This is a genomic window from Ancylobacter oerskovii (assembly GCF_018390555.1).
GTDB classification, from domain to species: Bacteria; Pseudomonadota; Alphaproteobacteria; order Rhizobiales; family Xanthobacteraceae; genus Ancylobacter; species Ancylobacter oerskovii.
Window position 1 is genome coordinate 405,079 of sequence record NZ_JAHBGB010000044.1, and the last position, 19,601, is coordinate 424,679.

Genomic DNA, 19,601 nt, shown 5'->3' on the forward strand with positions numbered 1-19,601 from the left:
GGCGGCCGGCGCGCGAGCCCGGCCGCCGATACGCCGGAACGCGCGGGCGGGGGTAAGCGAGGAAGGGCTGCATGACGTCGCTCGCCACCAGCTATCCCGCGCTGTCGATCGCGCCCAACCTGCTGGTGGCGGCGCTGCTCGGCATGGTGATCGGGCTGGAGCGCCAGTTCCGCCAGCGCTTCGTCGGCCTCACCACCCATGCGCTGGTGGCGCTCGGCGCCGCCGCCTTCACCTCGATCGCCCTGCTGATCGGCGATGCCACCGATGTCCGCCTCGGCGGGCAGGTGGTGACCGGCATCGGCTTCCTCGGCGCCGGCCTCATCATGCGCGACGGCCTGAGCGTGCGCGGGCTGTCGAGCGCGGCCACCGTCTGGGCGACCGGGGCGGTGGGGGCGCTCGCCGGCTACGGCTTCGCCCTCGAGGCGGCGGAGACCGCGGCGCTGGTGGTGCTCATCAATGTCGCGCTGCCGCGGCTGAGCGTGATGATGGAGCGGCTGGCGCCCGAGCCGAAGGTCGAGCGCTTCTACGTCATCGAGCTCACCTGCGCGTCGCGCGACGAGGCGGATATCCGCACGCGCCTGCTCGCCGCCATCCAGACGCATGAGCTTCGCCTGCAGGCGCTGGAAAGCCATCTGATCGAGGGGTCCGGCGACGTCGAGGTCGAGGCGATGGTGTTCAGCAGCCGCGAGGAGGATGCGCGGGTGGAGCGGCTGGTCGGCGAATTCAGCCGCTCGCCGCAGATCTCCGCCGCCAAATGGACCTCGACGGCCCCGCCGGAGTGAGCGGGGCGAGGGACCGGCACGCGCCGGCCATCTCCGGCCTTGCCCGGGCGGCGATCCCGTCTTGGGCGCGATCCCGTCTTGGGCGCGATGCCGTCTTGGACATTGACAAACCGCGCGCCCGCATGCACCCCTCCGCCCGCCCGCGGGGGTGCCGGAGACCGGCGCCGCCGGGCGTCGTCGTTCGTCCGCCGTTCCGGTTTGAGGTTACGCCATGCATCGCTATCGCTCGCACACCTGCGGGGCCCTTCGCTCAAGCGATGTCGGCTCCACTGCGCGGCTCTCCGGCTGGTGCCATCGCATCCGCGACCATGGCGGCGTGCTGTTCATCGACCTGCGCGACCATTACGGCCTGACCCAGGTGGTGGTCGATCCCGACAGCCCGGCCTTCAAGCTGGCCGAGGCGGTGCGCGCCGAATGGGTGATCCGCGTCGACGGCCGGGTGCGCAACCGCCCCGAAGGCACCACCAATGCCGAGCTGCCGACCGGCGAGGTCGAGCTCTATGCCACCGAGATCGAGGTGCTCGGCCCCGCCGCCGAGCTGCCGCTGCCGGTGTTCGGCGACATCGAGTACCCGGAGGAGACGCGGCTGCGTTACCGCTTCCTCGACCTGCGCCGCGAGAAGCTGCACAAGAACATCATGACGCGCGGCGCCATCATCGACGCCATGCGCACCCGCATGAAGGGGCAGGGCTTCTTCGAGTTCCAGACCCCGATCCTGACCGCCTCCTCGCCGGAGGGTGCGCGCGACTTCCTGGTGCCGAGCCGCATCCATCCCGGCACCTTCTACGCGCTGCCGCAGGCGCCGCAGCAATACAAGCAGCTGATCATGATGAGCGGCTTCGACCGCTACTTCCAGATCGCCCCCTGCTTCCGCGACGAGGACCCGCGCGCCGACCGCCTGCCGGGCGAGTTCTACCAGCTCGACCTGGAGATGAGCTTCGTCGAGCAGGAGGACGTGTTCGCCGCCGTCGAGCCGGTGATCACCGGGGTGTTCGAGCAGTTCGCCGAGGGCAAGCCGGTCACCAAGGAGTGGCCGCGCATTCCCTATGCGGTGTCGATGCGCAAATACGGCACCGACAAGCCGGACCTGCGCAACCCGCTGGAAATGAGCGAGGTCTCCGAGCATTTCCGCGGTTCCGGCTTCAAGGTGTTCGCGCGCATGCTCGAAGACCCGAAGAACGAGGTCTGGGCGATCCCCGGCCCGACCGGCGGCAGCAGAGCCTTCTGCGACCGCATGAACAGCTGGGCGCAGGGCGAGGGCCAGCCGGGGCTCGGCTACATCATGTGGCGCGAGAACAATGAGGGCGCCGGCCCGCTCGCCAACAATATCGGCCCGGAGCGCACCGAGGCGATCCGCCAGCAGCTCGGCCTCGGTGCCGGCGATGCCGCCTTCTTCGTCGCCGGCAACCCGGAAAAATTCGTCAAGTTCGCCGGCGCGGCGCGTACCAAGGTGGGCGAGGAGCTGAAGCTGGTCGATTTCGACCGCTTCGAGCTGGCCTGGATCGTCGACTTCCCGTTCTACGAGTGGAGCGAGGACGAGAAGAAGGTCGACTTCTCGCACAACCCGTTCTCCATGCCGCAGGGCGGGCTCGACGCGCTGAAGAACCAGGATCCGCTGACCATCAAGGCGTTCCAGTACGACATCGCCTGCAACGGCTACGAGATCGCCTCCGGCGGCATCCGCAACCACCGCCCCGAGACGATGGTGAAGGCGTTCGAGATCGCCGGCTATGACGAGGCGACGGTGCAGGAGCGCTTCGGCGGCATGTACCGCGCCTTCCAGTATGGCGCGCCGCCGCATGGCGGCATGGCGGCGGGCGTCGACCGCATCGTCATGCTGCTCTGCGGGGTGTCGAACCTGCGCGAGATCTCGATCTTCCCGATGAACCAGCAGGCGCAGGACATACTGATGGGCGCGCCCTCGGCGGCGACGCCCAAGCAGCTGCGCGAGCTGCATATCCGCGTCAACGCGCCGGAGAAGTGAGGGCGGGCGACCGACCCCCGCGCCACGGCATAAAGCCGCGTCCCGCAGGGGACGCGGCTTTTATTTTTTGGTCGCCGCTCCCCCCGCTGCTCGGCCGGGGGCGAGGGAGGGCGAGCGTTCCGGCGCGAGGCCGCGCCTTCTACGGCGTATTCACCACCTGGATGTTCACCCGGTCGATGAGGCTGGTCGGGTCGTCGCGCAGCGCCTCGACGGCGGTAAGCAGCGGCAGCGGCGGCGTGCGCGGCGTGAGGCGCAGCGACAGCGTGCCCATCGGCTTCTGCAGGAAGCCGACCAGCGCCTGCACCGCCGGATCGAGATCCGGCCGGTCGCCGGCGACGGGGCCGAGCAGCATTTCCGCGAAGCCGGCGAAGAGCTGGCGCAGCATCTGCGGCGACACGCCCTGCTCGCGGGCCGCCTCGGCGAGCTTGCGGTCGTAGAGGCCGGAATCGGTGAGCGTGAGCTGCACCATGTCGACATTGGCGACCATCGCCGCGCCGAGCGCCGTCGCAGCATCCGGCGAGAAGGCGGCGGCCTCGACATGGCCGAGCCGCGCCTTGCCGTGCAGCGCGAAGGAATCCGACATCTCCGCATAGACCGGATCGACCAGCACGGTCTTGTCGCCGGGGTTCCAGCGGGCGGCGAGGTCGAGCGACAGGCTGGCGCGCGACACGTCGTCGGGCACCAGCAGCGCCAGCGGGCTGCCTTCCGGCAGGCCGGCGGTGGGGCCCGAGCCGCGCAGCTTGAAGGCGAGGCGGCTCGGCACCGCCCCTTCGGCGGCGTCCCAGGACAGCGACAGCGTGTCGAGCCGCGTCGGCTCCTTCGTGCCGGGCAGCGTCACCTGCGCGCCGGATATATCGAGGCTGGCGAGGGTGGCGATCAGCGCGACGAGGCTGGCCGGATCGCTCGCCACGTCCTGGCTGATCACCGCCTGCGCGCCGACGCGCAGCGCCGTGCCCGGCCGCAGGCCGCCAAGGGCCAGCCGCTGCAGGGCCAGCGTGCCGCCATCCGGCATCGTGCCCGACATGTCCTCCATGGCGAGGAGATCGAGGCGCCCGTTCTCCAGCCGCCCGAGCCTGATGGCCTTGACGCCGAGGGTGGAGCCGTCCGGCTCCTTGCTTTCCAGGCCCTCGAAGACGCCGCCGCCGAAGCGCAGCGCCTCATAGGTGCCGGCGAGGCCGGTGAGCAGGGCGGCGACCTCGTGGGGCTCGGGCTCCTTGCCCTCGGCCGCCAGCAGCCGCAGGCGGGTGCCGGTCTCGATCAGCTGCTCGGCCGGCACGCCGGACGGCTGCAGCGCGATGTCGCGAATTTCCATCTTCGCCCAATGCTGGGCGGTGCCGTTATCGGCGGTGAAGCGATAATTCTCCGCGCGCACCGCGCCGTAAAGCGTGCGGAACGCGGTCTCGCGCGGGCGGCGCTCCGGATCGAGCAGGACCAGCGCCGGCACCAGATCGACGGCCTCGGCCACCAGCGGCCCCATCTCGCCCTTGGCCGCCACGGCCGGCGAGCCGCCGATCTGCAGCACGGTCGATTCGACGCTGAGCCGGGCGATCTTGCCGGCGTCGAGACGCTCCAGCGTCGTCGGCCCGTAGGTGGCGTCGGTCTCGATCCGGGTCTCGCCCTGTCCGCTGGCGGTGGTGGAGGTGGAGGCGGGGATATCGATCCGCCCGATGCGCGTCGCCTCGACGACGGCAAGCGCCAGCGGCCAGGGCTGGTTGGCCGCGGCCGCGACCTGCGTCGGCCCGACGAAATCGGCGACCGATATCAGCGGCGCCGTGAACCGGCCTTCGACGCCGGGCGAGAGCGGCAGCGGGCCTTCCGCCTCCAGCTCGCGGATTTCCACCTCGCTGGCGGCGACGCGGTCGGCCGCCGGCTGGTCCAGCCCGCGCGCGGTGAGGGCGGCGATTCGCACCTTGCCCTGGCCGGGCGCCTCGACCGAGAGGTCCTTCACCTCGAGACGGCGGTCGAACAGATCGAACGCCACCGCGCCGTGGCGAGCGGTGATGCCGTCGGCCTCCAGCGAGGCGACGAGGGCATCGAGCTGCCGCCGCGCCTCGTGATCGGCGTAGAAGATCAGCCCGAAATAGCCGGCGCCGCCCGCCAGCAGAAGCGCCGCGAGGGCGACAAGGAAGGTCTTGCGCATGAAGCCGTGCCCGAACCCGATTTTCCGCGACGGCCGGTTGCCCGCCGCCAATTCCCGTCCAACCATAAACAACCGCCGAAAGACCAGCATTACAAATTCGGAAAGTCGTTGTACCGCAGCATGAAATGCCTATTCTCCGCCCAGAATTTCCGGGAAGGAAACGTTCAAATGGCTTCTTATATCTCCGACGACCTGCGCTCGGGTGCGCTGGTCTATCACCGGCTCCCGCGTCCGGGTAAGCTCGAAATCCAGGCGACCAAGCCGCTCGCCAACCAGCGCGACCTCGCCCTGGCCTACACGCCCGGCGTCGCCGCGGTGTGCGAGGCGATCGCGGCGGACAAGGAGCTCGCCGCCGAGCTGACCACCAAGCAGAACCTCGTCGCGGTGGTCTCCAACGGCACGGCGGTGCTCGGCCTCGGCAATATCGGCCCGGAAGCCTCCAAGCCGGTGATGGAGGGCAAGGCGGTCCTGTTCAAGAAGTTCGCCGGCATCGACGTGTTCGACATCGAGATCAATGCCCTCGAGATCGACCATGTGGTGAGCGTGGTGGCGGCGCTGGAGCCGACCTTCGGCGGCATCAACCTCGAGGACATCAAGGCGCCGGAGTGCTTCGAGATCGAGGCGCGGCTGCGCGAGAAGATGAACATCCCGGTGTTCCACGACGACCAGCACGGCACGGCGATCATCGTCGCCGCGGCGGTGGTCAACGCGCTGTTCATCGGCGACAAGAAGATCGAGGAGGTGAAGATCGTCACCTCCGGCGCCGGCGCGGCGGCGATCGCCACGCTGAACCTCCTGGTCTCGATGGGGGCGAAGCGCGAGAACATCTTCGTCACCGACATCGAGGGCGTGGTCTATGAGGGCCGCGAGAAGCTGATGGACCCCTATAAGGGGGCCTTCGCGCAGAAGACCGAGGCGCGGACGCTGGCCGAGGTGATCGTCGGCGCCGACATCTTCATCGGCCTCTCCGCCGGCGGCGTGCTGAAGCCGGAGATGCTGAAGAACATGGCCGAGCGGCCGCTGATCATGGCGCTCGCCAACCCGACCCCGGAAATCATGCCGGACCTCGCGCGCGACGCGCGGCCCGACGCGATGATCTGCACCGGCCGCTCGGATTTCCCGAACCAGGTCAACAACGTCCTGTGCTTCCCCTTCATCTTCCGCGGTGCGCTCGACGTGGCGGCGACCACCATCAACGAGGAGATGAAGATCGCGGCGGTGAACGCCATCGCCGAGCTGGCCCGCGAGACGCCCTCCGACGTGGTGGCCCGCGCCTATGGCGGCGAGACGCCGGTGTTCGGCGCCACCTCGCTCATTCCCTCGCCCTTCGACCCGCGCCTGATCCAGCGCGTCGCGCCGGCGGTGGCGAAGGCGGCGATGGAGAGCGGCGTCGCCAAGCGGCCGATCGCCGATTTCGAAGCCTATGACGAGCAGCTCGACCGCTTCGTCTTCCGCTCCGGCCTCGTGATGAAGCCGATGTTCGCCGCCGCCAAGCAGGCGCCCAAACGGGTGATCTATGCCGAGGGCGAGGACGAGCGCATCCTGCGTGCCGCCCAGGTGGTGGTGGAGGAGGGCATCGCCCGGCCGATCCTGATCGGCCGCCCGGCGGTGATCGACACCCGCCTCGCGCGCTTCGGCCTCTCCATCCGGCCGGGCCGCGACTTCGACCTGATCAACCCGGAAGACGATCCGCGCTACCGCGACTATGTGCAGACCTATGTCGAGCTGGCCGGCCGCCGCGGCGTCACCCCGGAGATCGCCCGCACGCTGGTGCGCACCACCCCGACGGTGATCGCCGCCATCGCGGTGATGCGCGGCGACGCCGACACCATGCTGTGCGGCGTCGAGGGCCGGTTCATCCGCCATCTCCGCCACATCCGCACCATCATCGGCCTGGCGCCCGGGGTGCGCGACGTCTCGGCGCTCTCCATGCTGGTGACGCCGAAGGGGGCGTTCTTCATCTGCGATACGCAGGTGTCGACCGACCCCAGCGCCGAGGACCTGGTCGAGATGGCCGTGCAGGCCGCCGGCCATGTGAAGCGCTTCGGCATCGAGCCGCGCATCGCCATGGTGTCGCATTCCGACTTCGGTTCGCGCGACGATGCCAGCGCCCAGAAGATGCGGCTCGCTACCGTGCTGCTGCACCAGCAGGCGCCGGAGCTGATGGTCGACGGCGAGATGGAAGGCGACAGCGCCATCGTGCCGGAGATCCGCGAGCGCGTGCTGCCGGGCAGCAAGCTGCAGGGCGTGGCCAACATCCTCGTCATGCCGAATCTCGACGCCGCCAACATCGCCTACCAGATGGTGAAGGTGTTCGGCGACGCGCTGCCGGTGGGGCCGATCCTCCTGGGCACCGCCAAGCCGGTGCACATCCTCACCCCCTCGGTGACGGCGCGCGGCATCGTCAACATGACGGCGGTGGCGGTGGCCGAGGCCCAGGGCTGAGCCCACGCGACGGCACGGCCGGGCGGAGGGCGCATGTCCTCCGCCGGCCCGGATCGCGGGGCGCCGGCGGGCACCCCGGCAGAGAAGAGAAAGACAGGCAGATGCGGCTCCGCAGTTCCCTCGCGCTCGCCTGGCTCGCCATGGCGGGCCTCGCGGGCTTTTCGCATGTCCCGGCACAGGCGCAGAACAGCACCGCCACCGGCGCCATCATCGGCGGCGTCACCGGCGCGGTGATCGGCGGCGCCGTGACCGGGCGCGGCACCGGTGCGCTGGTGGGCGGTGCGATCGGCGCCGGCACCGGCGCGGTGATCGGCAGCCAGGCCGACCGCAATCGCAACCGTTACCGCGAGTTTTATTTTTGGCGCGGGGGCAACTGCTATCTGCAGCAGTCGAACGGCAGGGTGGTGCGGGTACATCGGCACAATTGCCGCTGAGATGTGGCGATTTGTGGCCTGATTGCGGCGGATAGTGCCGTGCAAAAGCCACAATCGTGACGATCCTGTGCGCAGTCTCGTTTGGCCGAAAGACCGCACGGCGTTCCCGGCGCGGCCTGCCGGTTTGTCTAAGCGCGGCGAAGCGCACGGTTGCCGCCAAGCACCGGTGTGCAAGCAATAACGTGGTCTTCCGAAGGTTTTATCGATGGCTGATACCGGCACCGTTAAGTGGTTCAATGAAACGAAGGGCTATGGTTTCATCCAGCCCGACAGCGGCGGCAAGGACGTGTTCGTTCACATCAGCGCCGTGCAGCGCTCGGGCCTGCAGGGCCTGCGCGATGGCGACAAGATTGCCTTCGAGCTGCAGACCGACCAGCGCTCGGGCAAGACTTCCGCGGTCAACCTGCGCCCGCTTTGATTCCTTGAGTTCGCCCCGGCCGGATTAGCCGGCCGGAGCGGGCTTCCGCAGATAGATTGCCGCCGTCCGCACTGCCGGACGGCGGTTTTCTTTCGTCTGCGCGCATTTCTCGTTGGCGCGACGCCGAGACCCTTGCATTGCCGGTCATTCCGTCTAGTCTCTCCCGCGACTTTGGGCGGACTACTGGGTCGTTTCACCTGCGTTGCCGGTGCACGTTCAGATTTTCTTCCAAATTCGAAATGCGGCCTTGGCCGCACACTGCAACCTTAGGCGAGAGACTACCCTCTATGTCGACCCAGACCGGCACCGTTAAGTGGTTCAATGATCAGAAGGGCTATGGTTTCATCCAGCCCGACAGCGGCGGCAAGGACGTGTTCGTCCACATCAGCGCCGTGCAGCGCTCGGGCCTCCAGGGCCTGCGCGATGGCGAGAAGATCTCGTTCGAGCTGCAGACCGACCAGCGCTCGGGCAAGACCTCGGCCGTCAACCTGCGCGTGAGCTGATCCCGCGCGGGCGGTTTCCGCCCGCTCGACCAGAACGGAGAAGCCGCCTTTCCCGGCCGGGGAGGGCGGCTTTTTCGTGGGCCGTCGAGGCCGGCTTCCGGCGCCGTCGCGAGGCTCCCGAAATACCGATTGCGGCGCGCCCGCCCAAGGTGCTTGGAGGCTTCCGCAAGGGAGAGACCGATGAGCCATGATCGGCCGCACCGTAACTTCCAGGGCATTCCGGGCGACAACACCAACACCGGGACCGTCCGTCTCGTGCTGCTCCTTCTGGCCTTCGTGGCGGTGGTCGGCGGCAGCTTCGGCTATCTGCCGACGCACTGATCGAGGGTGCCGCCAACTCTCCGGCTTCCCTCTCCGGCTTGCCTGCGAAGCCGGCGCAAGAGCCCGTCCTGGCAGGATGCGAAGAGGGCTGGCGGCGGCCATCTTTGTGGTGAAAGATATAGCCGGCTAATTATTAGGCGTGCCGCTCGTCGTGGGCGGGACGGCGCGGGCGTTCCAGCAGCGTCATCGGATGGCCCTGATAGGCGCCATGCCCGAAGGGCACGAAGCCGAGTTTGCCGGCGACATGCAGCGAGGCGCGGTGATCCGGGTGGATCATGCAGGTGACGCGCTCGCCGGTGCCATGCGCGGCGGCCCAATCGAGCGCCGCCGTCATGGCCTCCTGCGCCAGGCCCTTGCCCTGGGCGGCGCCGACCAGCGCCCAGCCGGCTTCCATCGTGCCCTCGATCGACGGGGTGATGGCCCGCTTGAGATCGTGGAAGCCGGCCTCGCCGATGAAGGCGCCGCTGGCGCGATCCTCGATGGCGAAGAAGCCGAAGCCGAGATGGTGCCAGAGCCCGATCTGCCGCAGGAAGCGGCTCCAGGCGGCCTCGCGCGGCAACGGCATGCCGCCGATGAAGCGGATGACGGCGGGCTCGCTCCACATGGCGGCATAGGCCTCGAAGTCGTCGAGGCGATAGGCGCGCAGCCGCAGGCGTGGGGTGAGGAGGGTGGGGATATCGACCATGAGGCTCTCCGGCTGGCGGCGCGGGATCGCGCTCCGTCCGCCGGCGGGTTCCGCGAGGGGTGAAAAGGAGAGGCGGCCGGGCCGCGGATCAGGCCGAGCGCCCGTCATAGGGGGTGGGGGAGAGCCCGGCGACATCGACCTCCTTGAGCACCCGCAGATTCACCGCCGCCATCGGCGTGCCGTCCGGCATCTGGCCCTTGGCGAAGGGCTCGACGCCGCAGGTGTCGCAGAACATGTGGCCGATGACATGGCGGTTGAAGCGGTATTCGTTCAGCCGTTCCTCGCCGGCGAGGATCCTGAAGGCGTCCGCGGGCGCGAAGGCGAGGACCAGCCCCTTGGCCGAGCAGATCGAGCAATTGCAGGCGATGGCGCCGGAAAGATCGAGGCTGCACTCGAACTGCACCGCGCCGCAATGGCAGGCGCCGGCGTAGCGGCGGGCCGCTGAATCGGGGACATCGGACATCGGGGATCTCCTGTCGGGGGGAAGGCGAGGAACCGGCAGGGTGGACGAGGGGGAAGGGGATGTCGAGGAGAGAGCCGGGGAGGCCGTCCGCCGGCAGCATGCCGTCCCCGTTCCGGTGCTGCCCTCCCGAGCGCGACGTCATAGGCTGGAGTGCGGGGCAGGCCGTTCGCTCGGAAGCGCCAAAGAAAAAGGCCGGATCCGCGGATCCGGCCTTTCGCAGGAAGATGTCGGCAGGGCGGGCGGCGTCAGCCTTCCCGCCGGACGGCCACGCTCACGAGCAGCCGGTGGTCGAGCCGCAGGTCTCGCACTTCAGGCAGGTGCCGTTGCGCACCATGGTGAAGTTCTGGCACTCCGGGCAGGCCTCGCCCTCATAGCCCTTGGCGCGGGCGATGGCGCGGGCTTCCGCCTTGGTCGGCTGGGCGCTCGCCGGGGCGGCCGCCGGGGCCGACCAGGGAAGGGCGTCGGTCTCGCCGGCGATTTCCTCTTCCACCTCGGCGTCGGCCTCCGGCTTCAGCGCGGTGGCTCCCTGGGTGAGGCCGCCGCGCAGGCTGGTGACGTTCGCCGCCCCCGCCGCGCGGGTCTCGCCGGCCACCGCCGAGGAGGGCACCACCATCAGGCCCACCGAGCGGCCGCGCGTCAGGCCCTTGGAGACCATGCGCGAGGCAGGGGTTGCCGCGGAGCTCGCCTTGCCCTCGTCCACGCCCTTGCCGAGCGCGTCGAAGTTCGACTCGGACAGGTCGACATGGCCGAGATCGTTGCGACCGAGATAGGACACCGCCAGCTCGCGGAAGATGTAGTCGAGGATCGAGGTGGCATATTTGATGGTGTCGTTGCCCTGCACCGGGCCGGCGGGCTCGAAGCGGGTGAAGGTGAAGGCGTCGACATACTCCTCCAGCGGCACGCCGTATTGCAGGCCCAGCGACACCGAGATGGCGAAGTTGTTGATGAAGGAGCGCAGCGCCGCGCCTTCCTTGTGCATGTCGATGAAGATCTCGCCGAGGCGGCCGTCATCATATTCGCCGGTGCGCAGGTAGACCTTGTGGCCGCCGACCACCGCCTTCTGGGTGTAGCCCTTGCGGCGGTCCGGCATCTTCTCGCGCTCATGCACGGCGACGATGCGCTCGACGATCTTCTCCACCACCTTCTCGACGATCTGGGTGGTGCGGGCGGCGGCGGGCTTCTCGATCAGCGCCTCGACCGCATCCTCTTCCTCGTCGTCATCGGCGACGAGCTGGGAGTTCAGCGGCTGCGACAGCTTGGAGCCGTCGCGGTAGAGCGCATTGGCCTTCAGCGCCAGGCGCCAGGAGAGCAGGTAGGCCTCCTTGCAGTCCTCGACGGTGGCGTCGTTCGGCATGTTGATGGTCTTGGAGATCGCACCCGACAGGAAGGGCTGCGCCGCCGCCATCATGCGGATGTGGCTCTCCACCGAGAGGAACCGCTTGCCGATGCGCCCGCAGGGATTGGCGCAGTCGAACACCGGGTAGTGCTCGACCTTCAGGAAGGGCGCGCCTTCCAGCGTCATGGCACCGCAGACATGGATGTTGGCGGCCTCGACGTCCTTCCGCGAGAAGCCGAGATGGGCCAGCAGGTCGAAGGCGGGATCGGCGAGCTTCTCGGCGGAGACGCCGAGCTTCGCCAGCGTCTCGTCGCCCAGCGTCCAGCGGTTGAAGACGAACTTGATGTCGAAGGCCGACTTCACGCCGGCGTCGATCTTCGCCAGCGTGGCGTCGTCGAAGCCCTTGGCGCGCAGCGTCGAATGGTTGATCGCCGGAGCCTGGGCGATCGAGCCGTGGCCGACCGCATAGGCCTCGATCTCGGCGATCTGGCTCTCGGCATAGCCGAGGGTGCGCAGCGCCTCCGGCACCGCACGGTTGATGATCTTGAAGTAGCCGCCGCCGGCCAGCTTCTTGAACTTCACCAGCGCGAAGTCGGGCTCGATGCCGGTGGTGTCGCAATCCATGACGAGGCCGATGGTGCCGGTGGGCGCCAGCAGCGTGGTCTGGGCATTGCGGTAGCCGTGCTCGGCGCCGAGGGCGAGAGCCTCGTCCCAGGTCGCCTTGGCGCGCTCGATCAGGATCGGATCGGGGCAGGAGGCGTGGTCGAGCGGCACCGGGCTGGTGGCGAGCGCCTCATAGCCGGCGGCCTCGCCATAGGCGGCGCGGCGATGGTTGCGGATGACCCGCAGCATCTGCTCGGCATTCGGCGCGTAGTTCGGGAACGGGCCGAGCTCCTTCGCCATCTCGGCCGAGGTGGCATAGGACACGCCGGTCATGATCGCGGTCAGCGCGCCGCAATAGGCGCGGCCTTCCGCCGAATCATAGGGGATGCCGGAAGTCATCAGGAGGCCGCCGATATTGGCGTAGCCGAGGCCGAGGGTGCGGTACTCGTAGGAGAGCTTGGCGATCTCCTTGGAGGGGAACTGCGCCATCAGGATGGAGATTTCCAGCACCACCGTCCACAGGCGGCAGGCATGCTCGTAGCTCTCGACGTCGAACGAACCGTCCGCCTTGCGGAACTGCAGGAGGTTCAGCGAGGCGAGGTTGCACGCCGTGTCGTCGAGGAACATGTATTCCGAGCACGGGTTCGACGCGCGGATCGGGCCGCCGGCCGGGCTGGTGTGCCAGTCATTGATGGTGGTGTGGAACTGGATGCCGGGATCGGCGCAGGCCCAGGCGGCGTGACCGATCTTCTCCCACAGCTCGCGGGCCTTCAGCGTCCTGGTGATCTTGCCGGTGGTGCGGCCGACGAGGTTCCAGTCGGCATCCGCCTGGACCGCGTTCAGGAAGGCGTCGTCGACGCGCACCGAATTGTTGGAGTTCTGGCCGGCCACCGTGAGGTAGGCCTCGGAATCCCAGTCGGTGTCGTAGATCGGGAAATCGATGTCGGTGTAGCCCTGCTGGGCGAACTGGATGACGCGGCGGATGTAGTTCTCCGGCACCTGCGCCTTCTTGGCGGCGCGGATCTCGCGCTTCAGGGCGGGGTTCTTCTCCGGGTCGTAGCAGTCGTCGCCCTCGCCCTCGCAGTTCACGCAGGCCTTCATGACGGCCTTCATGTGCCTGGCGACGAGCTTGGAGCCGGCGACGAGGGCCGCGACCTTCTGCTCCTCCTTCACCTTCCAGTCGATATAGGTCTCGATATCCGGGTGGTCGGCGTCGACAACCACCATCTTGGCGGCGCGGCGGGTGGTGCCGCCCGACTTGATGGCGCCGGCCGCGCGGTCGCCGATCTTCAGGAAGCTCATCAGGCCGGAGGAGCGGCCGCCGCCGGACAGGCGCTCGCCCTCGCCGCGCAGGGCGGAGAAGTTGGAGCCGGTGCCCGAGCCATATTTGAACAGGCGCGCCTCACGAACCCACAGATCCATGATGCCGCCCTCGTTCACGAGGTCGTCGCCCACCGACTGGATGAAGCAGGCATGCGGCTGGGGATGCTCGTAGGAGGACTTGGAGCGGGTCAGCTTGCCGGTGGCGTAGTCGACATAGAAATGCCCCTGGCCGGGGCCGTCGATGCCATAGGCCCAGTGCAGGCCGGTGTTGAACCATTGCGGCGAGTTCGGCGCCGCCATCTGCATGGCGAGCATGTAGCGGTGCTCGTCGAAGAAGGCCTGCGCATCCTCCTCCGAATCGAAGTAGCCGCCCTTCCAGCCCCAATAGGTCCAGGTGCCGGCGAGGCGGTCGAAGACCTGCGTCGCCCGGGTCTCGCCGACGAAGCGTTCCTTCTCCGGCAGGGCGGCGAGCGCCTTGTCGTCGGCGGCGCCGCGCCACAGGAAGGAGGGGACGGTCTCCTCCTCGAGGCGCTTCAGCCGCGCCGGCACGCCGGCCTTGCGGAAATATTTCTGCGCGAGGATGTCGCTCGCCACCTGGGAGAAGTGCTCGGGCACCTCGATCCCTTCCAGGCGGAAGACGATGGAGCCATCCGGGTTGCGGATTTCGCTCGTGACGTTGCGGAATGCGATGTCCGCATAGGGTGACCGGCCGGCCTTGGTATAGCGGCGCTCGATGCGCATGATCTTCGTCCCCAACTCGCTCAGAGGCGCGATCCTGTCGTCCGCGCCTTGTTCGATACGGCTTGGCTCTCCGTCCAAGCCACCCCTGTCTCGTCTGGAAACAACCGCCCGAGGCGCCTGCCGTTTCCGTTTCCTGCTGAACCCGCACGCAAAAACGCTCCGGCGATGCCGCCGGAAGAACGCGATGACTGGGCTGAAATCACTGCCGGACCGACACGAACGCCAAACCGCCGGAAGTGAGATCAACCTGTATGAATCGGCGTGTGAGGTCAAGATATAGGGGGTCGGTAAACAGAACCTCTACATCTCGTAGATAGGGGCGGGTGGCCTTGCGTTCCACCCCGAGCCCTTATCGAGCGCGGATTCGTGATCCGAGTCCAGCCGCCAGGCCGCATAAATGCGCGGCACCGGAACAACGAGAAAAGTGGGGACAGTCTCCCGGAGGATATTTTAGTGCGCCCTCGTGACGGGCGTGCGTCGGCCCGGGGCGGTTATGGCCGCCGCGGCCGATGCATGCCGGCCGATGCATGCCGGCCGATGCATGCCGGCCGATGCATGCCGGCCGATGCATGCCGGCCTTTGCATGCCGGCTTTGCATTTGCGCCGGTGGACAGACGCGCTCCCGCACCGCACAACGGCCCGCTTACCGGAGATGGCCGATGAACGGAGCGGATGAGCGGTCCCATGGGACCGCCAGCGAGCTGACCTTTTTCCTTCTCGCCCTTGCGGCGGGCGCCGGGGCGGCGAATCTCTATTACGCGCAGCCGCTGATCGCGCCGATCGCCGCCGATATCGGGCTCGACGAGAGCGCGGCGAGCCTGATCGTCACCCTCGGCCAGATCGGCTACATCGCCGGCCTGCTGCTGGTGGTGCCGCTGGGCGATGCGATCGAGAATCGACGGCTGCTCGGCCTGGTGCTGCTCTGTGCCGGCGCCGGGTTGACGCTGGCGGCCGGCGCGCCATCGGCGCCGGTCTTCGCCGGCGCGGCGGTGGTCTACGGATTCGGCTCGGTGGTGGCGCAGGTGGCGGTGCCGTTCGCCTCGCATCTGGCCACGCCGCAGGAGCGCGGACGCAGGGTCGGCAATGTCGTCGCCGGGCTGATGACCGGCATCATGCTGGCGCGGCCGGTGGCGAGCCTCGTCGCCCACTGGTTCGGCTGGCGGGCGGTGTTCCTCGTCTCGGCGGTGCTGATGCTGGCGCTGGCGGGCGGCCTGCGCCTGATGCTGCCGCAACGGCGGCCGCAGGGCGGCCTCAGCCTGTGGGCGCTGCTGCGCTCCTTTCCGACGCTGCTGCGCACCCAGCCGGTGCTGCGCCGGCGCATCGCCTACCAGATGCCGATGTTCGGCAGCTTCATCCTGTTCTGGACCGCGGTGCCGCTGGAGCTCGCCGGGCCCGCCTTCGGGCTCGACCAGCGGGGCATCGCGCTGTTCGCCCTTGCCGGGGCGGCCGGCGTGTTCGGCTCCTCGCTGGCCGGACGGCTGGCCGATCGCGGCCATTCGCGGCTGGGCACCGGGCTGTCGCTCGCCAGCGCCGTCCTCGGATTCGCGCTCGCCGCCATCGGCGTGGCGCAGGGCTCGGTAATGCTGCTGGCGCTCGGCGCGGTGGTGCTCGATCTCGCGGTGGCGGCCAATCTCGTCTTCGGCCAGCGGGCGCTGTTCATGCTGGATCCGGCGATCCGGGCGCGGCTGAACGCCCTGTTCATCGCCATGTTCTTCCTGGGCGGCGCGCTCGGCTCGGCGGTGGCCAGCCCGCTTTATGTGCTCGGCGGCTGGAGCGCGGTATCGGTGGCGGGCATCGTCGTCCTGCTCGCCGCGCTCGGCTATTTTGCCACAGAAGGCCGCGGCGGGGCGGCCTGAGCGCCGCCGTGCCGCTCCTTGTCTGGACAGGCGGCGGCGCGGGTGGCATGTTCCCGCCGATTTAGCTTTCGGCCCCGTTTTCGGCCCAAGGGACGCAGCCCGTGAACCTCTCGACCTTCGTCACCGAACTCTTCACCTGGTGGAACGGCAACACCATCGGGACCCGCTTCCACACCTGGCGGCACGGCGAGTTCGTCGGCGAGGATCAGTTCGGCAACAAATATTACCGCACCAAGGGCGGCGCCATCGACCCGGCGCTGGGTTTCGAGCGGCGCTGGGTGATCTTCAACGGCTATGCCGAGGCGACCGCCATCCCGCCGGGCTGGCACGCCTGGATGCACCAGCGCTCCGACGTGCCGCCGAGCAAGGAAGCCTACAAGGCGTATGAGTGGGAGAAGCCGCACCGGGCGAACCCGACCGGCACCGCCAACGCCTATCGCCCGGCCGGCTCCACCCTGGGCTTCGGCCACCGCCCGGCGGTGACCGGCGACTACCGGGCCTGGACGCCCGAGTGAGCGGCCCGGACGTCGGGGCCGCGCGCGCCCTTGTGAGCGCGGCGCCCCTACATCGCCGCATTGCCTCGCCATGTGCCGGGAGGCCGGCCGCGCTGCGGACGGCACCGACAGAGGCTGCATCATGACTTCGGGATCGATCGCCGCGCTTCGACGCCTTCGGCTCGGCCGGCTTCTCGCCGCCGCCGGCACCTGTGCCTTCGCGTGCTCGCTGCTGTCGGGCGTGCCGGCTGCCGCCCAGCAGGGCTGGCAGGGCGGGGTGGAATCGGCCCCGCTGGCGCCGCCGACCGGCGGCCCGGTGGAGAACCCCGATTCGCCGCCTCCGGGCGGGGCGGGCGTTCCCTCGATCATGGAGCCGCCCGTGGGCGGCGAGGCGCCGCGCGGCCAGGATCCCCGCGCCGACGAGCCGCGCGCCCCGGCGGCGCCGCCGCCGGAAGTGCCGGGCAGCGCCACCGTCGGCCCGCAGGGCGACATCGAGGTGGTGCAGCCGCCGGAGCAGAAGATCGCCAACAAGACCGCGGTGTTCTCCGGCCTCGACAAGATCACCGGCCGCATCATCACCTTCGACGCGGCGGTGGGCGAGACGGTGCAGTTCGGCGCGCTGCGCATCACCCCGCGCGCCTGCTACACGCGGCCGGAAAACGAGAAGCAGAACACCACCGGCTTCGTCGAGGTGCAGGAGATCTCGCTCGACGGCGAGATCAAGCCGCTGTTCGGCGGCTGGATGTTCGCGTCCAGCCCCGGCCTGCACGGCATCGAGCACCCGATCTATGACGCCTGGCTGATCGACTGCAAGCAGTCGGCGCCGGTGATCGCCTCGCCGGGCCCCCAGCAGTAGAAATCGCCTTCGCCCTCGAGCGCCCGCGCCAGCAGCACCGCATAGCGCTGGCGCGTCACCTCCACGGCGCCGAAGCGGCGCAGGTGATCGGTGACGAACTGGGTGTCGAGCAGGGTGAAGCCGCCGCGCCGCAGCCGCGCCACCAGATGCACCAACGCCACCTTGGAGGCGTCGCGGGCGCGGTGGAACATGCTCTCCCCGAAGAAGGCCCGGCCGAGCCGGACGCCATAGAGCCCGCCGACCAGCTCCCCGTCCTGCCAGGCCTCGACCGAGTGGCAGAAGCCGCGCGCGTGCAGCTCGCTATAGAGCCTGTGGATGCGGGCGTTGATCCAGGTCGAGGGGCGGTCCGCCGCCGGGGCCGCGCAACCCTGCATCACCGCCTCGAAATCGTGGTCGATGCGGATCTCGAAACGGTCCGAGCGGACGGTGCGGGCGAGGCGCTCGGGGATCACGAAGCTGTCGAGCGGGATGATGCCGCGCTTGTCGGGTTCGATCCAGTAGAGGCCGGGATCATCCGCGCTCTCGGCCATGGGGAAGATGCCGCAGGCATAGGCCTTGAGCAGCACTTCCGGCGTGATCTCGACCTGTTGTGGCTCGTGGGGGCGCGACATGGGCGCAGCATGAGCCAATGCGACGAGGCTGTGAAGGCGCGGCCTTGTCACATTGTGCGCGGCGGGCGTTTCGAGGCCATTGCTGCGTGCGGACCGTCATGACCGGCTCCGTTCCGGGCATCCACGCCTTCGGTTCCGCCCGACACGCCCGGGTGGATGCCCGGGACGCGCCCGGGCCTGACGTCGTGCGGGCGGGGGCGCGATGCCGCGGCCCAAATAGGCGAAGGCGCCCTGCGGCGCCTTCGGAAGCGGTCAGCTGGCCGGCTCGCCTTCGGCGAGGAAGGCTTCGAGCCAGTGGATGTCGTAGGCGCCGCGCTTGATGTCGTCGTTGACCACCAGCTCGCGGAACAGCGGCAGCGTGGTCTCGATGCCCTCGACCACGAACTCGTCCAGCGCCCGCTTGAGGCGCATCAGGCATTCCTCGCGGTTGGCGCCGTGGACGATCATCTTGCCGGCGAGGCTGTCGTAATAGGGCGGGATGGAATAGCCCTGATACACCGCCGAATCGATGCGCACCCCCAGGCCGCCGGGGACGTGCCAGTACTGGATCTTGCCCGGCGAGGGGCGGAAGGTGCGCGGGTGCTCGGCATTGATGCGGCACTCGATGGCATGGCCTTCGATCTTCACATCGTCCTGCGTGTAGCCGAGCGTCTCGCCGGTGGCGACGCGGATCTGCTCGCGGATCAGGTCGAAGCCGGTGATGGCCTCGGTCACCGGATGCTCCACCTGGATGCGGGTGTTCATCTCGATGAAGTAGAACTCGCCGTTCTCGTACAGGAACTCGACGGTGCCGGCGCCGAGATACTTCATATCGCGCATGGCCTTGGCGACGGTCTCGCCGATCCGCTCCCGCTGCTGCGGGGTGATGATCGGGGAGGGGGCCTCCTCCAGCACCTTCTGGTGGCGGCGCTGCAGCGAGCAGTCACGTTCGCCGAGATGGATGGCGTTGCCCTGGCCGTCGCCGAGCACCTGGATCTCGATGTGGCGGGGAGTGCCGAGATATTTCTCGATATAGACCGCGTCGTCGCCAAAGGCGGCGCGGGCCTCGGAGCGGGCGGTCGACAGCGCCGAGGAGAGCTCCTCCGGCGAGCGGGCGACCTTCATGCCGCGTCCGCCACCGCCGGCGGCGGCCTTGATCAGCACCGGGAAGCCGATGTCGGCGGCGACGCGGGCGGCCTCCTCGTCGGTGGAGACCCCGCCTTCCGAGCCGGGCACGCAGGGGATGCCGAGCGCCTTGGCGGTCTTCTTGGCCTCGATCTTGTCGCCCATGATGCGGATGTGCTCGGGCTTGGGCCCGATGAACTTCACGCCGTGATCGATGAGGATCTCGGCGAAGCGGGCGTTCTCGGCGAGGAAGCCGTAGCCCGGATGCACCGCCTCGGCGCCGGTGATCTCGCAGGCGGCGAGCAGCGCGGGGATGTTGAGATAGCTGTCCTTGGCGGCCGGCGGGCCGATGCACACGCTTTCGTCGGCGAGCTTGACGTGCATGGCGTCGGCGTCGGCGGTGGAGTGCACCGCGACGGTGGCGATGCCGAGCTCCTTGCAGGCGCGCAGCACCCGGAGAGCGATCTCGCCGCGATTGGCGATCAGGATCTTGCCGAACATC

General features: G+C 68.9%; 16 protein-coding genes. 10 read left to right on the forward strand and 6 right to left on the reverse strand.

Annotated elements, in window-relative coordinates; genetic code table 11:
- Positions 1 to 71: 71 nt before the first annotated feature.
- Both KHC19_RS22910 and aspS read left to right on the forward strand, forming a co-directional pair.
- Positions 72 to 782: an MgtC/SapB family protein gene (locus KHC19_RS22910; RefSeq protein ID WP_213355774.1), complete on the forward strand. Its 711-nt coding sequence runs from the start codon at positions 72 to 74 to the stop codon at positions 780 to 782.
- Positions 783 to 993: 211 nt separating this feature from the next.
- Positions 994 to 2,766 (forward strand): aspartate--tRNA ligase, encoded by a 1,773-nt coding sequence (aspS, locus tag KHC19_RS22915; protein ID WP_213355776.1) that lies wholly within the window; start codon positions 994 to 996, stop codon positions 2,764 to 2,766.
- Positions 2,767 to 2,905: 139 nt separating this feature from the next.
- Here aspS and KHC19_RS22920 read toward each other — a convergent pair whose 3' ends face one another.
- The gene (locus tag KHC19_RS22920) at positions 2,906 to 4,906 is read right to left on the reverse strand and encodes a hypothetical protein (RefSeq protein WP_213355778.1); all 2,001 of its coding nucleotides are present in this window, start codon (positions 4,904 to 4,906) and stop codon (positions 2,906 to 2,908) included.
- A gap of 168 nt (positions 4,907 to 5,074) precedes the next feature.
- Between KHC19_RS22920 and KHC19_RS22925 the strand changes: the two genes are divergently transcribed.
- The 5 genes from KHC19_RS22925 to KHC19_RS22945 all read left to right on the forward strand — a co-directional run bounded on the left by KHC19_RS22925 (position 5,075) and on the right by KHC19_RS22945 (position 9,027).
- Complete coding sequence (locus tag KHC19_RS22925; RefSeq protein WP_213355779.1) at positions 5,075 to 7,351, forward strand: NADP-dependent malic enzyme; 2,277 nt, start codon at positions 5,075 to 5,077, stop codon at positions 7,349 to 7,351.
- Positions 7,352 to 7,452: 101 nt separating this feature from the next.
- Positions 7,453 to 7,785, forward strand: a complete 333-nt coding sequence (locus tag KHC19_RS22930; RefSeq protein WP_246549382.1) for a glycine zipper domain-containing protein — start codon at positions 7,453 to 7,455, stop codon at positions 7,783 to 7,785.
- A 205-nt stretch (positions 7,786 to 7,990) separates the two neighbouring features.
- The gene (locus tag KHC19_RS22935; RefSeq protein ID WP_213355781.1) at positions 7,991 to 8,203 is read left to right on the forward strand and encodes a cold-shock protein; all 213 of its coding nucleotides are present in this window, start codon (positions 7,991 to 7,993) and stop codon (positions 8,201 to 8,203) included.
- 287 nt (positions 8,204 to 8,490) lie between these two features.
- Positions 8,491 to 8,706, forward strand: coding sequence for a cold-shock protein (locus KHC19_RS22940; protein WP_213355782.1), 216 nt, complete (start codon positions 8,491 to 8,493; stop codon positions 8,704 to 8,706).
- A gap of 180 nt (positions 8,707 to 8,886) precedes the next feature.
- Entirely contained in the window at positions 8,887 to 9,027 is a 141-nt protein-coding gene (locus tag KHC19_RS22945) for a hypothetical protein (RefSeq protein WP_213355783.1), read from the forward strand.
- A gap of 133 nt (positions 9,028 to 9,160) precedes the next feature.
- Here KHC19_RS22945 and KHC19_RS22950 read toward each other — a convergent pair whose 3' ends face one another.
- The 3 genes from KHC19_RS22950 to KHC19_RS22960 form a co-directional block, all read right to left on the reverse strand.
- Complete coding sequence (locus KHC19_RS22950; RefSeq protein WP_213355785.1) at positions 9,161 to 9,712, reverse strand: GNAT family N-acetyltransferase; 552 nt, start codon at positions 9,710 to 9,712, stop codon at positions 9,161 to 9,163.
- Between the two features lie 88 nt (positions 9,713 to 9,800).
- A complete protein-coding gene (locus tag KHC19_RS22955; protein ID WP_213355786.1) occupies positions 9,801 to 10,175 on the reverse strand; it encodes a GFA family protein in 375 nt (124 codons plus the stop codon).
- A gap of 271 nt (positions 10,176 to 10,446) precedes the next feature.
- Positions 10,447 to 14,178, reverse strand: a complete 3,732-nt coding sequence (locus KHC19_RS22960; RefSeq protein ID WP_213355789.1) for a vitamin B12-dependent ribonucleotide reductase — start codon at positions 14,176 to 14,178, stop codon at positions 10,447 to 10,449.
- Positions 14,179 to 14,837: 659 nt separating this feature from the next.
- Between KHC19_RS22960 and KHC19_RS22965 the strand changes: the two genes are divergently transcribed.
- The 3 genes from KHC19_RS22965 (at position 14,838) to KHC19_RS22975 (ending at position 17,384) form a co-directional block, all read left to right on the forward strand.
- The gene (locus KHC19_RS22965) at positions 14,838 to 16,034 is read left to right on the forward strand and encodes an MFS transporter (RefSeq protein ID WP_246549385.1); all 1,197 of its coding nucleotides are present in this window, start codon (positions 14,838 to 14,840) and stop codon (positions 16,032 to 16,034) included.
- A gap of 101 nt (positions 16,035 to 16,135) precedes the next feature.
- Positions 16,136 to 16,549: an NADH:ubiquinone oxidoreductase subunit NDUFA12 gene (locus tag KHC19_RS22970; protein ID WP_213355794.1), complete on the forward strand. Its 414-nt coding sequence runs from the start codon at positions 16,136 to 16,138 to the stop codon at positions 16,547 to 16,549.
- Between the two features lie 121 nt (positions 16,550 to 16,670).
- Complete coding sequence (locus KHC19_RS22975; protein ID WP_246549387.1) at positions 16,671 to 17,384, forward strand: DUF2155 domain-containing protein; 714 nt, start codon at positions 16,671 to 16,673, stop codon at positions 17,382 to 17,384.
- On the opposite strand, the gene aat is transcribed toward KHC19_RS22975, so the two are convergent.
- The gene (gene aat, locus KHC19_RS22980; protein WP_213355796.1) at positions 17,315 to 17,995 is read right to left on the reverse strand and encodes a leucyl/phenylalanyl-tRNA--protein transferase; all 681 of its coding nucleotides are present in this window, start codon (positions 17,993 to 17,995) and stop codon (positions 17,315 to 17,317) included. The two genes, KHC19_RS22975 and aat, sit on opposite strands and share 70 nt — an antisense overlap.
- Positions 17,996 to 18,247: 252 nt before the next feature.
- A complete protein-coding gene (gene accC / locus KHC19_RS22985) occupies positions 18,248 to 19,600 on the reverse strand; it encodes an acetyl-CoA carboxylase biotin carboxylase subunit (protein ID WP_213355797.1) in 1,353 nt (450 codons plus the stop codon).
- Position 19,601: the final 1 nt, after the last annotated feature.

What these genes read in the sequence shown, in the direction of transcription:
- KHC19_RS22910 (WP_213355774.1), top strand. Translation starts at nt 72, where the DNA reads ATGACGTCGCTCGCCACCAGCTATCCCGCGCTGTCGATCGCGCCCAAC.
- aspS (WP_213355776.1), top strand. Translation starts at nt 994, where the DNA reads ATGCATCGCTATCGCTCGCACACCTGCGGGGCCCTTCGCTCAAGCGAT.
- KHC19_RS22920 (WP_213355778.1), bottom strand. Translation starts at nt 4,906, where the DNA reads ATGCGCAAGACCTTCCTTGTCGCCCTCGCGGCGCTTCTGCTGGCGGGC.
- KHC19_RS22925 (WP_213355779.1), top strand. Translation starts at nt 5,075, where the DNA reads ATGGCTTCTTATATCTCCGACGACCTGCGCTCGGGTGCGCTGGTCTAT.
- KHC19_RS22930 (WP_246549382.1), top strand. Translation starts at nt 7,453, where the DNA reads ATGCGGCTCCGCAGTTCCCTCGCGCTCGCCTGGCTCGCCATGGCGGGC.
- KHC19_RS22935 (WP_213355781.1), top strand. Translation starts at nt 7,991, where the DNA reads ATGGCTGATACCGGCACCGTTAAGTGGTTCAATGAAACGAAGGGCTAT.
- KHC19_RS22940 (WP_213355782.1), top strand. Translation starts at nt 8,491, where the DNA reads ATGTCGACCCAGACCGGCACCGTTAAGTGGTTCAATGATCAGAAGGGC.
- KHC19_RS22945 (WP_213355783.1), top strand. Translation starts at nt 8,887, where the DNA reads ATGAGCCATGATCGGCCGCACCGTAACTTCCAGGGCATTCCGGGCGAC.
- KHC19_RS22950 (WP_213355785.1), bottom strand. Translation starts at nt 9,712, where the DNA reads ATGGTCGATATCCCCACCCTCCTCACCCCACGCCTGCGGCTGCGCGCC.
- KHC19_RS22955 (WP_213355786.1), bottom strand. Translation starts at nt 10,175, where the DNA reads ATGTCCGATGTCCCCGATTCAGCGGCCCGCCGCTACGCCGGCGCCTGC.
- KHC19_RS22960 (WP_213355789.1), bottom strand. Translation starts at nt 14,178, where the DNA reads ATGCGCATCGAGCGCCGCTATACCAAGGCCGGCCGGTCACCCTATGCG.
- KHC19_RS22965 (WP_246549385.1), top strand. Translation starts at nt 14,838, where the DNA reads ATGAACGGAGCGGATGAGCGGTCCCATGGGACCGCCAGCGAGCTGACC.
- KHC19_RS22975 (WP_246549387.1), top strand. Translation starts at nt 16,671, where the DNA reads ATGACTTCGGGATCGATCGCCGCGCTTCGACGCCTTCGGCTCGGCCGG.
- aat (WP_213355796.1), bottom strand. Translation starts at nt 17,995, where the DNA reads ATGTCGCGCCCCCACGAGCCACAACAGGTCGAGATCACGCCGGAAGTG.
- accC (WP_213355797.1), bottom strand. Translation starts at nt 19,600, where the DNA reads ATGTTCGGCAAGATCCTGATCGCCAATCGCGGCGAGATCGCTCTCCGG.